This window comes from Epilithonimonas sp., assembly GCF_032054305.1.
In the GTDB taxonomy this organism is placed as follows: Bacteria; Bacteroidota; Bacteroidia; order Flavobacteriales; family Weeksellaceae; genus Epilithonimonas.
Genome location: NZ_DAMBSX010000003.1, coordinates 309,601 through 324,025 on the forward strand (window position 1 = coordinate 309,601; position 14,425 = coordinate 324,025).

The 14,425-nt window shown below is 34.6% G+C and carries 10 protein-coding genes; all 10 read right to left on the bottom strand.

What is annotated here, in order from left to right:
* Nucleotides 1-34: 34 nt before the first annotated feature.
* Nucleotides 35-5,254 (bottom strand): Eco57I restriction-modification methylase domain-containing protein, encoded by a 5,220-nt coding sequence (locus tag RTX21_RS08225; protein WP_228454766.1) that lies wholly within the window; start codon nucleotides 5,252-5,254, stop codon nucleotides 35-37.
* Nucleotides 5,244-5,930, bottom strand: a complete 687-nt coding sequence (locus tag RTX21_RS08230) for a hypothetical protein (protein ID WP_168638712.1) — start codon at nucleotides 5,928-5,930, stop codon at nucleotides 5,244-5,246. The genes RTX21_RS08225 and RTX21_RS08230 overlap by 11 nt, the downstream gene beginning before the upstream one ends.
* Nucleotides 5,931-6,009: 79 nt before the next feature.
* Nucleotides 6,010-7,992: a hypothetical protein gene (locus tag RTX21_RS08235; RefSeq protein ID WP_168638713.1), complete on the bottom strand. Its 1,983-nt coding sequence runs from the start codon at nucleotides 7,990-7,992 to the stop codon at nucleotides 6,010-6,012.
* A 17-nt stretch (nucleotides 7,993-8,009) separates the two neighbouring features.
* Entirely contained in the window at nucleotides 8,010-8,723 is a 714-nt protein-coding gene (locus tag RTX21_RS08240; RefSeq protein WP_076395291.1) for a hypothetical protein, read from the bottom strand.
* Nucleotides 8,713-9,588 (bottom strand): M23 family metallopeptidase, encoded by an 876-nt coding sequence (locus RTX21_RS08245; protein ID WP_076395298.1) that lies wholly within the window; start codon nucleotides 9,586-9,588, stop codon nucleotides 8,713-8,715. Before RTX21_RS08245 ends, RTX21_RS08240 begins: the two co-directional genes overlap by 11 nt.
* A gap of 1 nt (nucleotide 9,589) precedes the next feature.
* Nucleotides 9,590-11,581 (bottom strand): type IV secretion system DNA-binding domain-containing protein, encoded by a 1,992-nt coding sequence (locus tag RTX21_RS08250; RefSeq protein WP_312766788.1) that lies wholly within the window; start codon nucleotides 11,579-11,581, stop codon nucleotides 9,590-9,592.
* A 51-nt stretch (nucleotides 11,582-11,632) separates the two neighbouring features.
* Nucleotides 11,633-11,938, bottom strand: a complete 306-nt coding sequence (locus tag RTX21_RS08255; RefSeq protein WP_312766790.1) for a hypothetical protein — start codon at nucleotides 11,936-11,938, stop codon at nucleotides 11,633-11,635.
* A gap of 16 nt (nucleotides 11,939-11,954) precedes the next feature.
* Entirely contained in the window at nucleotides 11,955-12,824 is an 870-nt protein-coding gene (locus RTX21_RS08260; RefSeq protein WP_312766792.1) for a DUF4138 domain-containing protein, read from the bottom strand.
* A 4-nt stretch (nucleotides 12,825-12,828) separates the two neighbouring features.
* The gene (traM, locus tag RTX21_RS08265; protein ID WP_028123319.1) at nucleotides 12,829-14,037 is read right to left on the bottom strand and encodes a conjugative transposon protein TraM; all 1,209 of its coding nucleotides are present in this window, start codon (nucleotides 14,035-14,037) and stop codon (nucleotides 12,829-12,831) included.
* A 34-nt stretch (nucleotides 14,038-14,071) separates the two neighbouring features.
* A complete protein-coding gene (locus RTX21_RS08270; RefSeq protein WP_028123318.1) occupies nucleotides 14,072-14,425 on the bottom strand; it encodes a hypothetical protein in 354 nt (117 codons plus the stop codon).

Below are 14,425 nucleotides of genomic sequence, written 5' to 3' on the forward strand. Positions count from 1 at the left end.
TACAAAATACTTTAGCTATATTTATAAGATTCATTTACCTTTTTCTGATTACAGTTGAGAGATCTTTCAAATTTGCATCTTCATTTTCGTTTATTGTTATACCGAAAGAATTTTTAGTTTTAAAATCATTAATAGAATTAGCCTTTATTAAAATATTATAGAGAGTTCTATTCTCATCTTCCCTTTCCCTCACATAATCCCTATTTTCATTCGCTTTAAGCATTTCAGCCTTTTCTATTTTATACAATGTCACTAAATTCTCCCTCGTTTCCGTAAGTTCCTCCAGCTTTTTATCCAGTTCTGCAATTTTATCTTCAGTAGTTTTGGTTTGAAATTCAATTTGAGAAACATCTATTCCTTTCTGAGCTAAATTTTCAATTACTTCTTGAACTTGAGCTTTATGAAGTTCAATAGTTTTTTGATAAGATGGCAATTCTTTTTTCCAATAGTCAGCATTTGCATCGCCATTTTTCGAATAACCTTCAATCCTGTTATAAGAATGTTCAGCTTTGGTCACCAACTCTTTTACTTTCAAAACATCTTCGTATTTTCTTAGCACAAAAGCACTATCAGCTAAATATTTATTTTTCTCGACTTCAATTCTTTTCTTCATCAGTTCAATCTCGATATTGGCTCGAGTTTCAGGATTGGTGATGATGGATGTTTTAAGTTCTTGGGTACTGATATCTGATATATCCAGCAGATCAGCACCTTTTTTCATTGCCTCTAAATATCTTGCCTGTTTAGCCTGTAATTTCTGAAGCATAAAAACATCGATACTGTCATTAGCCAGCATAAAATTGATTCTCACATTTTCGTTTTTATTTCCTTGTCTCCACGCTCGTCCTTCCACTTGTCGGAGTGAAGTAAAATTATAGGGTAATGTAAGCATATAAACATCTGTTGTTTGTTCCTGAAGGTTCATTCCTTCCTGAATGGCCTCACTTCCAATAACCACTTTTATTTTTCCTTCATTAAAATCATTTTGAATAGAAATTCTCTGATTTTTATTGGTCGCTCCAGTAATAATTCCTATTTCTTCAGGTTTGTAACCGATTTCTTTAATGAGATATTCTTTTAGTTTTGGAAATTGAGCAACCGCCAATTCAGAATAAATGATTTGTCCGGATTCCGGAATGTCTTTTTTATTTTGATGAATTAAATCCATCGTCTGTTTCAGCTTGGGAGAATTTTCTATAAATTCTTTTACATAAGGCTCTTCTCCATCATAATATGGTGATAGGTACGGCGAAATTGCAATCAGTCGGGCGTTAAGAATATGCGTAAGAATTGCTCCCTTTTCAGTTTCGCTGAAATTTTCATTGAGCATGTCATATTGTTCTTTTGTCAGATCATTCTGCTCAATTTTATACTCTTTGTTAATTTTATTCGGACGAATCAATTCAGGATTGTCTTCTTCTCCTTTTATATCAATGAATTCCGAAAGTAATTGCTGAAACAGCGAATTGTTTTTAAATCTCCGAACATTGGCTTTAAACTTCACATCACCTTTTGCATCAATTTCCATATCATTATCCGCTTCCATAAAGGTCTCGAAGAATGTATTCACATTAAAATATCCCGATTCTTCTAATCTTTTATTTGCTATTAAAGAAAGAATGGAATAATATTCCAAAGGCTTGTTGGTAAAAGGCGTTGCTGAAAGCAAGGTTACATTTCTTCCGTCATTTTTGTCTTGAATGTACTGAGCTGCCATCCAGGTATTGATTCCCAAGTTAGAAGTCTGTTGGTTTTGGCTTCTAAAATCGGACGCAAATCTTCGGTCTTCTACTTTTACTTTTCCTACAATGTGATTGGCATTGTGAACTTCGTCGTAGGTCAAATGGTCGAATCCAAAATCTTCCCAATCATAGATTTTACCACGTTTCATTTTTCCCTCGATCTCCTTTTCTTTCTGAAGTTCAATTTGGAGGTCTCTTTCCGTATTGGTAACACCTTTCAGTTCGCTTGTAGAGATGTAGCTGAATTTTGAAGAAAGTTCTTCGGTTATTTCTGATGAAAACCCGATATTATTAAAACCTTCATAAGTAACGATGGTAATTTCTCCGTCTTTGTTGTCAAATTTTGAGAGATCATAATCTTTCCCCAAATTCCCTAAAACATTAACTTTCGCATTGGGAATCGTTTCAAAAATCGTTTCCACCCATTGTTTCAAAATATTGTCATTCGGGACAACAATGATTGGTCTTTTCGCATTTCCCCTTTCCATTGCTTCGTGCATAGAAAGGATTCCTGATAATGTTTTACCAAAACCCACTTCGTGCGCTAAGAGCCCTACTCCTTTTGTGGTCTGTCTTCCGATTCCTGCTTTCTGAACTTCGGTCAAACGCAATTCCTGACCTTTGAAATGCAGATAAATTCTTGAAAATAATGGGAACTTAGAATAATCCGGAACGTGGATATTATTGTAATTTCGATTAAACTCTTTTACAAAACGAGTTCTAATATCATCGGAAAGTTCCTCCCGGACAAATTTGTAAAACAAATCATTCGCAGCAGCTTTTCGTCTTTCTCTGATTAGCGCATTCCTCTCTTTATCGCTTCCTGTAACCGTTTCATTATCTACAAAGCTTCGCACTTCCCAAGCTGAAGAACCCGCAAACGCTTCACTTGACAAGGTGCCTACAAAATCTTTAAATTTTTCCGCAAGATTGTAATCTACAATGACCGATTCGGTACGTTTTGTAATGTGATTATATTGGTCTTTTTCTATTTGACCTAGCTCAAATTTGTGTACGAACTCGTGGTTCGGACTGATATAAATCTCATCTAGCGATTTCGCTTTTGGTAGGACATTTTCTAATAATGCTTTTTGTTTTTCGTATTGATTTTCTGTTCCTCCAACTGCATTTTTATCAGAAAAATCCCACTCCAATTGTTCCAGTTTCGCGTAAATATTTCCTTCAGTATAATAAAAATCGTGAACCCAGTTTCCATCAATGAAGTTGGCAAACCTATAATGCTTTCCGCGATTATTTAATGTGCCGTCATAAGACGTATCTCTGAATGCTTCAATTTGTTCTTTTGTAATATCAGAACTGTTTTGTAATGAAGTATTGACAATTCTATCCTGTTTGGAGAATTGATATTTTAAAACACCTTTTTTGAGTTCGGGTTTTGACTGAATTTTATACTCAGTCTGATTTTTTATATTGTGAATAGAAATAATCCTGTCACTTTTTTCAATCAATTCTTTTAATTTTTCATCAGAAAACGATGTCGGCTTTGTGATTAGATCTTTGCGCAGTTTTTCATACTTGCTAATTTCAGTCGTAATTGTGGGAGATTTAAACTTAATGTCATTGAGTTTGGAAAGTACTTGGTCAATTTTTTCTTGAGCTTCTGTTACATTGAGTTCATTTTTATTTTTGTTTTTGTTTTCAATCCTCGCAGGATCTTCAATTTCTGCAATCCCTTTTTTAGGTACAGAAACTTTATTTTCAACTTTAGCTTCTTCCTCTAAAAACAAATCTTCAAACAGATTTCCGATCCGTTGGGTTTCTATCCTATTTTTAAACTGGTCAATCTTAAATAAAGCTTCATCTAAATTTCCGCGAATATATTTTTCTAATCGCCCGAACCGGTTGGTTTTCTCTCGGGTTTCACCCAAAATTCTTGCTGGGTTATCATCGAAATAATTAGAAATATCAGTAGAGATATTTTGAGTGTTTTTTCTTAGAATGATAATGTCGGTTCCGATTTGTGTTCCTGCAAAAGCTCCATTGGGTAAGCGGAAACCTTCCAGAATATTGGCATTTTTTAAATTGCTTCGACGGTTCAGCCAAGATGATGGAAGTACCATTGCCAAAACTCCATTAGGTTTTAGTGAATCCAAAGACCGTTTAACGAAATAATCTTCGTATTTTGAAATTTTAGGCTCCTCTCCCAACCCCTTGTAAAGTCCCCGATGTTCACCATAGGGCGGATTCCCGATGACCAAATCATACTTTTCTGAAAAATCTTTTGAGTCTTTTCTATTACCTCGATCATCAATAAATTCAGTTTCAAACGAACGAAGATTAATGTCCGCCTCGGGATGTAGAATTTTGGCAATTTTTGCGGTGGTCTCGTTGATTTCAAAACCTGTAATTTTAGAATTTACAGATAATCGGTGAGTAGCATAAATGAAATTTCCGGTTCCAATACTAGGTTCTAAAATAGAAATTTCTTTTTGGGTTTTGAAATGGTCTTTGATTAAATTACGGACGGCATCAACGATTTTATCCTGCGTGTAGTATTCATCTAAAATCCCTCTACCCTCTTTTGAAGTTCCACCACTTTGGAATTGGTTGCAGATTACTTTTAAATTATCAGTGATGTTAAGATTTTCCTTTAGAAAGATTTTGTGGTCGTCAGAAACAAAACAAGCTGCGGAAACCAATTCTGCAACTTGTTCATTATTCAGTTTTCGGTCTTTATATCTTGAAATGAGAGCATCAAGCTCTACATAATTTGTTGAATTTTCGCTTACCTCGGAAAATCTTCCTTCGGATCTTCGTCTATCGGATACAGGTCTCCCGGATATGATTCCGCCCAAGGAATGTTCTCTTCCCTCATTTTTTTGAGCATTTTTCGATTGTGTTCCACCATCGGATCCTCTTTCTCGGTCTCTGTTTCCCAAATTGCTCCGCTCTGTGCCTGCAAGTCCATTTCCAGCATTGTTGCTGCCCAATGATTGTCCGCTTCCGTAACTTCCGATTTGCTCGGATTGGTTTTTTGAGCCAAGTTCTCCAGTGTGTTGTTCAGGTGTTCCGTTTCCCACTTGCTGAGAATCGGATGTTCTTCCGGATTCAATTGCATTGCTTTCATTTTCAGAAATTTTTGGTTCAACTAAATTAGTATTTTTATCTTGACGATTGAGTTTATTGTCTAAATATTCGCTTAGGTCTTGATTCCCATTTTCAGAAATTTCATACAACGGACGAACGTCTTTGATATTTTTGCCATTAAATTCTGTAAGAATTTTCATGGTTATTGCATTTCCCGTTCTGTCCCCGGTAAGACAAAGAAACATTTTACCATCATAATTCTGATATCTATTGAGGAACTTTTTGCTATTTGAACCGGAATTAAGCGTAATCAATGTTCTATTATTGACTTTCTTATTCATTTGAAGAAGCTCCAAGAATGAAAGCATATCCTTACTGTTTGTGAAAACAATAAGTTCCTTTTTATTTCCTTCAACTACAGAAATGTCATTATTTATCTCATTAAAAAAATCTTCATCTTTCACTTTTTCTGCTTTTTATGAAGTGGTTAAATTCAAAAATTTCTTTGGCTTCACTGTCCCAGTTTTTTCTTGCTATCAATTGAAGCGTCACGAATATGTCCGTCTTTTTATTGTAAGAATCAATCCTTTCAAGCCTACCTTGGTAGTCCTTTTCCACGTGTTTGTAAATAGAGTACGGTAAAATAGTGTCCGTTGGATAAATGTAAAACCGGGTGTACATCCAAGGTGAGTTGATTTCAAATCGTTTGTATTTTTTCTTAAACAAAACCGTATCACTCAGATTTTTTCTGTTTCTGTAATTGGGGATTTTTTCCTGAGAAAACAATGTTCCTCGTTTTTTCTCTTCAACCGAAAGCGGCTTTTGTTTTTTTATGACGTCTGACAGAATAATTTTGCCCGGATTTTCATTTTCAATGGTATAGCACAATGAATCTTTAATGAAATAAATCTGTTGGGTTATTTCGGGAGCATCAGCATCCGGAATCCTTTCTATAATAGAATCTCGCGAATAATTAAGGCTTGACAAATGAAAACTTTGGATGTTGTTCAGATTTTTGGAAACATCAAAATACACATTGGAGAAAACATCGATTCCTCCTTTTTCGGATTTGATTTCTTTGTGGCAGGAAATAAGGGCAAGTAGTAAAAATAAACAGGGAAGTATTATAAGTTTTTTCATTTTGGTAGATTTAAAAAAAGCGGTAGCCAAATTAATTTGACTTACCGCTGGGATATAAATGATTGGTTGTAAGTCTTATCTATCGTTTAATGCTTTGTTCCTTCACATTGTTTTTTTCGTGCTTGTTATCCTGTTCCAATCCTTCTAAAGGTTTATTGGTGTTGATTCTGTTCATATCCTGATCGTATAGGCTTAGATTTTTATACTGCGGATTCAGCACCGCTTTACCTTCTAATATTTTATCATCTAATTCAAATTTTACCTTAACAATATTTCCTTTTTCCAAAGATTTTATGGTGTTTTCCTTCCATTCCGGTTTATCAAAGATCAGATTGGATTTTTCTACGATCTGAGCCGTATCAACACCATAATTTTTGTAAAAATTCTGGAAATTGTAATTTTCTTTTTCCGTTTTGGGTTCGTTAAAATTGAGCTTGGCAAATGCAGGTTCTATTTTTTCTGTTTTCGGATTGTGAAATTCTATTTTAACTGTGCGCCCTTCTAAAAGGTTAATAGCTTCTTTAGCTGTAAATGTATTTACTCTGTTAACCGGGAAATTATGGGATAAAATGTCTCCATTTTCTTTCTTGAGTTTAGCATTGTAAAAATTCATAAAAACGCTCCCATTTTCGATTTTATTAAATTTTAATGTAAATTCAACTTCATTTCCGGGCATGGTTTTTTCCGAAGTGGTCTTAATTTCAAACTCCTTTTCAGGAGCATTAATTCCGTTTTCTAAATCTTTGTGCAGTTGTTCTCCTTCTCCGAAACCAAGATATTTTAATTGAAGTTTCGGATACTGAGATGGTTCATGTTCTTTTTGTGTTTCCATAATGTTTGGGTTTTGATTGTTAAACTTTATATCATTCATTGTTAATATTCTGTGTCTTGAAAAAACATTTTCATCGAGATAATTTTTTAGAATTTCACCGCTATCCAATAATTCGTAGGATTCCCCATATAGCTGTTTTTCCAATAGGTCGAAAGCCAATTCGTATTTGTCATTTTTTGACAACGTATGACCATCAATAACATTTGGGATTGTGTCCATTTGTGCCTTTGTAAGAGAATAATCTCCATCTGTTGTTCCGAATTCCATTTTTTCTGAATAAGCTTTTCTTTGGTTCGCTGTGATCTGCAAGTTCTCCAGTATGAATTCGTTTTCTTTCATAAAGATCCTGTAATTGAGAATATCATTTTTTTCCTCTTCGGAAAGTTTCGGATAAAGATTATTTTTGACTGCTTTTTCCTTTATGTCTCCTTCCGCATATATTTTAAAGTCGTGCAAAGTTTGTGGTTCATTATAAAAATCTCTCATACCTGTCCATTCTCGCCGACCGTACGGTAGTGTATATTCCTGAGTTTGCAGATCATAGCTGTAATACCTATGACCGCTTGGACTCTTCAGCGAGCCACTTCCATCATCGTAATCGTTCCAGGTCCAGCCGTCCGGAAGGTCAGATGCAGGGATTAAATTTTCTTCAAAGCCTTCATCTGAAAAAAAGTCTGCATTTTCTTCCAGATCAGTCATTTCAATTTGATGAATCCCTTCTAATGATATCTTTGCAGCTTCAACTTCATAATTTCGATAATGATGAGCTTGCTTTTCATCAATTTGTGTATAGGTCAATCCGGAACTTAAATCAGTTTTTTTTTCCAATTCCTGAGCCCAGAGATCAGAAAGAAATTTCTGCTTTTTTGACTCGCTACTTACAGTGATTTCAGTAGACTCCCTGTTATTTTGCAAAATCAAATGTTTATTGGCTAGTTGTTGCTTTTCAATAAATCTGACTAATTCAGCAGGATTGTTAAATGTATCCTTAGTAACGAGATCGGGATTTGAATGAAAAATTGTTTTCAATGTGAAATTTGAACCTATGATAACTGCTCTTCCCTTAGATTGGTGAATTACCATAAACTTTTTCTCTTTATCAGTAAACAGCCTCTCTCCGTCCCGAAAAAACTGTTCAGGTGACATACTTTCCATTTCTTTTACAAAATTTTTATAGGCTCCTGTTCTTGGAGTTATATTCTTATCAAACCAGGTTAGATTATCTTCCATTTTTTCCACCTATTAAGCTATCTTCTAAAACCTCTTGACTTTTGTATTTCCTCGTCCTGCTCTTGGCTTTCCTCCTCTCTCATTCGATTGGCATCTTGATAGACATCGGGGTCGTTCACATTCAGTTGTACGTCTGATTTTTCCTGTTTTTGAGAGTGATTTTGCTTTTCAGAGATTCCAGCAACCGTATTGAATTCTTTGGACACAATATTCAAATCATTCGTAATTTCTTTTGCCATTTCTGGGAACTGAACTATTTTATCTTGCAGAAAAGATTTAAGTTTTAGAAGTTCTGCTATGTAACGGTTAAGTTCTTCGGTATTCTTTTTGTCGGCAATAATTGCGGTCAATTCTCTTGCATTTTTAATGAAATCGAATTCTACTACCTTATTGGTTTCTTTGTCGAAAATGAAAGCTTTTTTTTCAAGCGTCGAAAATTCCGGCAACAGATTGTTAGAGACCTTTTGAATATCGGTATATTCAACTCTGTCCTTACTGTTTTTAAGTATTTCCGGTAGGTTTTTGTCTCGTTCTAAATGGATGACCTTCAGTTTGGTATTATTATCAGTCAGTTGAAAAGTTGCTCTGCTTTTGTCGTTATCCGCAACGATGGTATATCCTTGTAGAAACTTCTGAATATCATCCGCATTTAGTTTTTTTGAATAAGAATTATCTTCATTAATAATTCCATATTTCTTTAGTTCGTCTGTTGGTAAAGTATTAGTGTTCATAATGGTTTGCTATTAAATTGTTTACTTTTATGAGGTCATTTAAGAAATGAGAAGGATTGATGCTCTGTCCAAATTCTTTCACCGAAAAATGCAGATGTGGACCCGTAGAGTTTCCGGTATTCCCACTTTTTCCAATGATGAATCCCGCTTTTACTTTTTCTCCAACTCGATAATATATTTCTGAGAGATGTAGGTACGAGGTTTCGAAACGGTTAAAATGTTTTACTTTAATGTAATTTCCACCGCCTTTAGAATCCCAACCTGTTGCAGTAACAATTCCGTCCAAAACGGAATAAACATTTTCATAACTGGCTTTTAAGTCGATACCGTTGTGCGTTTTTTTTGTTCTGAAAATAGGATGCGTTCTTGTCCCGTAAGAAGATGTAACTGTAATTTTGTTTTTAAGGGGCATCACAATTTTTGAAAAAGATGCCGCCGGCTCATCTACGAAATCATACGTTGTAGAAAAGTTTTGTTTTTTTGATGTTTGCTGTGCCTCTTCTACTCTATTCAGTGATTGCAGCACCAAGGAATCTTTCAGTTTTTCAAACTCATTTTTTCGTACTTCATTTACACTGCTAGATTCTTTAATCAACATTTTCAAAGAATCAATTTGACTCGTTAACCACTTCGTCGAACCTTTGGTTTCATTTTTTAAATCTGATTTTGTGGTGATATTTAAAACTTGCTTCCAAGATTTCTTAGCATTCTTTTGTTTTACTGGATCTTCAATATTAGATTTTTCGGATAGCTTTGGATTTTCAGATTTTTTCGGTATTGTTGGTGTAATCGTATTAAATTGCGCAGATGATAAACAACTGTAAAACAGCGCCATCAAGGTAAATGTGTATTTTAGTTTTTTCATTTTATGCAGCTTTAATATTTTCATTCACAATGAGTTCCACTTCTTTGTTGATCTTTCTAAAGTTGGTCATCAACACTTCTTCTTTGCGGTTAACTCCTTTTTTATCTACAAAAGAATAATAAGAGGGCATTTTCACATAGTGTTTTTCTTCTTCTTGAATGGCTTTCATATCCAAATTTATTTTACCCCTAATTGCAGACGTTTTATATTCCTCAGCAGCGTTTTCTTCTCCCTGTGCGATCATTCCAACCATTTCTCCTGTTTTCAGAGCCGCAATTTTTCCGGCAGGAATCATATTGTCCATTTTTTCATTGATACTGGTGGTCGTTCCTTGCTGGGAAATAGATTGTGAGTATGACTTCTGTTTTATTTTTCCGAATAGTTTTTCCAGCCAATCGAGCGTATTTTTGTCTCTGGCGGAACCGGAAAGAATATTTCCAACAATTGCAGAAATGGTATCTGCTACTTCTTTTTTATAAAATTGTCGAAGTTGTGGTAGTTCCTGAAGCCCTAATAAAACTGCAACCCTATTGCTCCTTGCAGTTGCTACGATGTTATCAATTTTATGAATATAAATCGTCGGAAATTCGTCTGCGATAATTCCTCCCGGTAAATTGTGTTTGGAATTGATCAATCTTAAAGTCCTGTTTAATACCGAAGAATACAATGCAGAATTAATATCCTGTGTTCCCGGGTCTGATGCCAGAATAATAATAGAAGGATTATCTCTGTCGGTTATCTTCAATTCTACTTCATCTCCTGAAAACACCCAAAAACTTTCTTTTGTTGCCAATCTTGAAAGGAAAATTTTGAGTGTTCCGATTTGGCCTTCCAATTGGTCAAATGCTTTGTTGTCATAGGCCGTCTTGAAAGGTGACAGCAAAGAGAAAATTTCTTCATTGGTAAAAAGAGTATCGAAAATTTCTTTATAGCTTCTATTCATAAAGGAAAGAATATGAGGTAAATCAGAATATTTTCCATTTTCGAATGTTGCAAAAAAATAAATGCAGGACGAAAGGAAATTTATCGCAGATTGGGTAAAGAAAGCTTCAGAACCACCTCCGGAACTGGAACCTCCTTTCTGTAAAGATGAAACCATCGATTCTGCCATTTCCTGGGCTTCTGCCAAAGTTTGGATGTACTTTTTATGAAACGGGTTAACTCGTTTTGATTTTTCAACTTCATTCAGATTGATAACATAAAATTGATGTTTGTAATTGGGATCTTTTTGTTTCTTTAATAGATAATGATAATAAGCAATTTGGGCTAAATCCGGGAACTTAAAATCATAGATGCAGAGACAGAAACCTTTTGCGATCATTTGTCTTATGGCAGGATTGATGACACCGAACGACTTCCCTGAACCCGGTGTTCCGATGACCATTGTTCCTCTAAAAGGATCAATATTAATATACCCTTTATATGTCTTATTCTTATATCTGAAGATGTAAGGAATGTTGATCGATGTGTCAGTGTTCACTAACTCCTGGTTTTGATCGAAGGATTCTTCCTCTACATTCCATCGGTCTTTTCCCATTTTCTGCTGCATCAGTTTTGAAATACTGTCTGCACCCATTTGAAGGATAACGGCTCCCAAAAAAGAAAGAACAGCATAAATTACCTGATAGAGATTGAAGCCGGGAAATACTTTTGGAAGTGTTGCATTTCCTGCCTCATTTTGCCATATCAGCGAAGAGAAAATCATCAGCAGTCCGAAAATCATAGGAGCGATAATTTCTTTACTAATATTAAGGTCTTTCTTTTTCTTGGCTTTTGTTCCTACAGCTACTAATCCAATCAAAATTAATGTTGCAAATTTGGCATTGATGGGCGGGTAAATAAAACTCAGCTTTGAAAAATTTTTTAACAAGTTTGATAATACCCGAACATCAGCATTAAGGTAAAAAAGCGAAGCACAATCTAATGCAACGACTGCATAGACAGCTTTTTGTAGAAAGCCATAGATCTTGATTTGATGTTGTTGTTCTTGCATTAAGAATAATTTTCGAAGTATTGATTCAGTAATTTGTGTTCTTCTAATAGGTTACTGTGTAGCTTTTGTTGCTGTTCCTGCAATTTTTTTTGCTTTTCTTATTATTGCAATAAGATTGGAATTCAACAGATTCAATTGATTAATTAGCTCATTTCCTCTTTTTTCGACTCTCTCAATAATGTATGAGCGGCTTGCTTCTTCAGATATTTTCTCATACCAATCTTTAAGGTTTAATAGCTTTTCATAGTCATTTATGAGTAATTTTCGTTTTTTAGAAAAAATGATTATCAAAATAGAATGGTAGGTAAATATTAATAGCAAGAGCGCGAAGCATAGTGTAATTGAAAAATTTTCCATTGTATAAATCATTAAATTAAAAGGTATCGGCTTTAAGAATTTCAGAATAATTGACCTTCATTTCTATGGTACGTCCGGAGAGTTGCTCTTCAATGAGGCGAATCATCATTACCTTACTGTTTGGATAGGTAAATTTTTTGAAAACATAAACGTTTCTAAAATTTTTCCTAAAGTGCTTTTGAGGATTGAGTTGTAAAATGGGCGTCAGATCTACACTTTGGTTGTTTGTTGCTTTGTGGATTTTTTTGTCTTCTAACGAAAATTTCAAATCCTCAATATCATAGCTCAGATTAGAATTGTTTTTGATAGTCATATCCAAAAAGATGTAATCGCTTATCACATATACATTATTGAGTTGAAAGCTGAGTTTTAAATTTTTCTCTTCTCTAATTGGATTTTTCTCAGATTTTTTTTGAATAATATCCATCGCAAATTTTCGCAATTCAAGATTTGAGAAAACCATTTTATCAAACTCTATAGGTTGCATCGCTTCGGGTTGAATATGGATATTGGTAATCGTATTGAGGTTGTCCTGGTTTCTGTAAACAGCTTTATACTGTGCGATGAAAGATTGAGCAACAACGGTTATCACTCCGATTTTCTTACCATTAAAAAAAACAGATGGTGTTTTGATTTTTCCTTTCTCGTCAGAATCAGGATGGTCTGTGATTTTTATTCTGGCAATATTGGTAGTTGGAAGATCTCCAGTCAGTTTTTCTGTTGACAGATCCACATACTGAATGGGTTCCGGCGAAATAATATGCAGGTTGATTCCTTCAGTAATTTCAATTTCCGGTAAGTCGGAAATAATTTGCTCTTTGGTTGCTGTTTTTGCAGTGAGTAAGTTTGCTACGAAAATTAAAAGCGTGTATAATAAAGTTTTCATTGTTTTATTTTTTTTGGTTTTGTGAATCTTTCAATTGTTTTTCGTCGATGAGAAAGACATAAGAATTGTACTTCAATTTTGCTTTGTTCTCTTTGATCAGGTTGGCAATAGATTTGGATGTTGATGTAAACAGGCTGGATCCAATACTTGAGAAGAATCCTTTTCCGCCCATATCCATCTGAGTGCCTTGTACAGAGTTACTTCCCATTTCCCGCATCATATCTCTGAAAACACTTTGTGGAACGTACAATCCTTTCATACCGTCAACATCATAAATAGATAGATTGACCGGATAGATTTCTCCATTAGTAAAGACCGAAACAATATTGAGATTAACTCGTTGCATTGAAAATCCTGAGATCTGACCATATAAAATGGAACCTTTTGTTATTTTTTTGTTTCCAACAAAGATGTCTTCCAACAAGCGGAACCTGATCCTGCTTCCTAAAAACCCTTTGTTATTTTCGTCAATGACCGCCTTGATAAAACTATTTTCCTTCTCTTTATAGAAAGCATTGAAACCACTGTTGATTCCGGATTTGCTCACATTGAAAGTTGAATTGAGAAAATCATCCATCTTATCCTTATTTGATTTGAGTTTCTGTTCTGCAGCAAGTTTGTTTTGGTACTCAGGATCACGGGACTTTTCTAAAGAATCCATCACAAGCATTTGTTCTTTCAGATATTTTACAGGGTCTGGTTGGGTAGTTTGAGTATTGGTTTTCGGATTTTCTAAAGCATAATCTTTTTCTGGCTTTCCGTAAGATTTGTCATTCAGCATTTTTATAATCTCAGAAGACCTATTGTAATCTTTGTCATCCCTTTGTGATTGATTTGGTTTGTAATACGAGGATTGATTTTCTTTCGTCTGGTATCTGTTTTGTCTTCCGTTTTCTGCTTTTAAGGAATCAATTTTTCTTTTTTGTGCCAATGACAATTGGTCATCATAGTTTAACAAACTATCTTGTTCTTTGTCCAATCCACCAAGCATTGTTCGGTTGTCCTCTTTTTTGAAAAACGCATCGTAAGCATCATTTTTGGTCATAATCGAATCTTGCGTATCGCCCAGTGAAATAGACAATTCTTTTAGTTTCTCTTTTTCAGACGTGTCTTCTTTGACAAACTGCGCTCCTACATAGCAGAAAAGAAAAAGAAATGGTAAAGCCAATAGTGGCAAAACATATTTTTTTTCTTTAAAATTTATTTTTTTCATTTATTTTTAATTTTTATATAAATTGCCTCCGGTGCTACCGGCCATTTTTTAATTTTTGGTATTGGTTGAACAGATAGTCAATTCGTAAGCTGTCTTCTTTGTTCAGTGCGTTTTGGTCTCTTTTTATTTTTAAAGTTTTCAATTCCGTCACGATTTTCTCCATTTCTTTATCATTGTTTGCTGTCAGATTTTGAGTGGTCTTGTTTTTAGAGTATAAAACCGGAGGCCTTATTTTAAATGCTGTTTCTGAAGGAAAAAAAACACCTTGAATGAGAGACCCAATAAATGAAACCGACAGTAGAATCATTGAATACGTGAAGAATTTCTTCGGATGTTGAACTGCCCACTGCAGCCATTTCTGACCTTTTTTTTTAAATGTAGTTTCCAT

Coding starts and splice junctions, on each gene's coding strand:
- RTX21_RS08250 (WP_312766788.1), bottom strand. CDS start 11,581: ATGCAAGAACAACAACATCAAATCAAGATCTATGGCTTTCTACAAAAA.
- RTX21_RS08230 (WP_168638712.1), bottom strand. CDS start 5,930: ATGAAAAAACTTATAATACTTCCCTGTTTATTTTTACTACTTGCCCTT.
- RTX21_RS08255 (WP_312766790.1), bottom strand. CDS start 11,938: ATGGAAAATTTTTCAATTACACTATGCTTCGCGCTCTTGCTATTAATA.
- RTX21_RS08260 (WP_312766792.1), bottom strand. CDS start 12,824: ATGAAAACTTTATTATACACGCTTTTAATTTTCGTAGCAAACTTACTC.
- traM (WP_028123319.1), bottom strand. CDS start 14,037: ATGAAAAAAATAAATTTTAAAGAAAAAAAATATGTTTTGCCACTATTG.
- RTX21_RS08245 (WP_076395298.1), bottom strand. CDS start 9,588: ATGAAAAAACTAAAATACACATTTACCTTGATGGCGCTGTTTTACAGT.
- RTX21_RS08240 (WP_076395291.1), bottom strand. CDS start 8,723: ATGAACACTAATACTTTACCAACAGACGAACTAAAGAAATATGGAATT.
- RTX21_RS08270 (WP_028123318.1), bottom strand. CDS start 14,425: ATGGAAACTACATTTAAAAAAAAAGGTCAGAAATGGCTGCAGTGGGCA.
- RTX21_RS08235 (WP_168638713.1), bottom strand. CDS start 7,992: ATGGAAGATAATCTAACCTGGTTTGATAAGAATATAACTCCAAGAACA.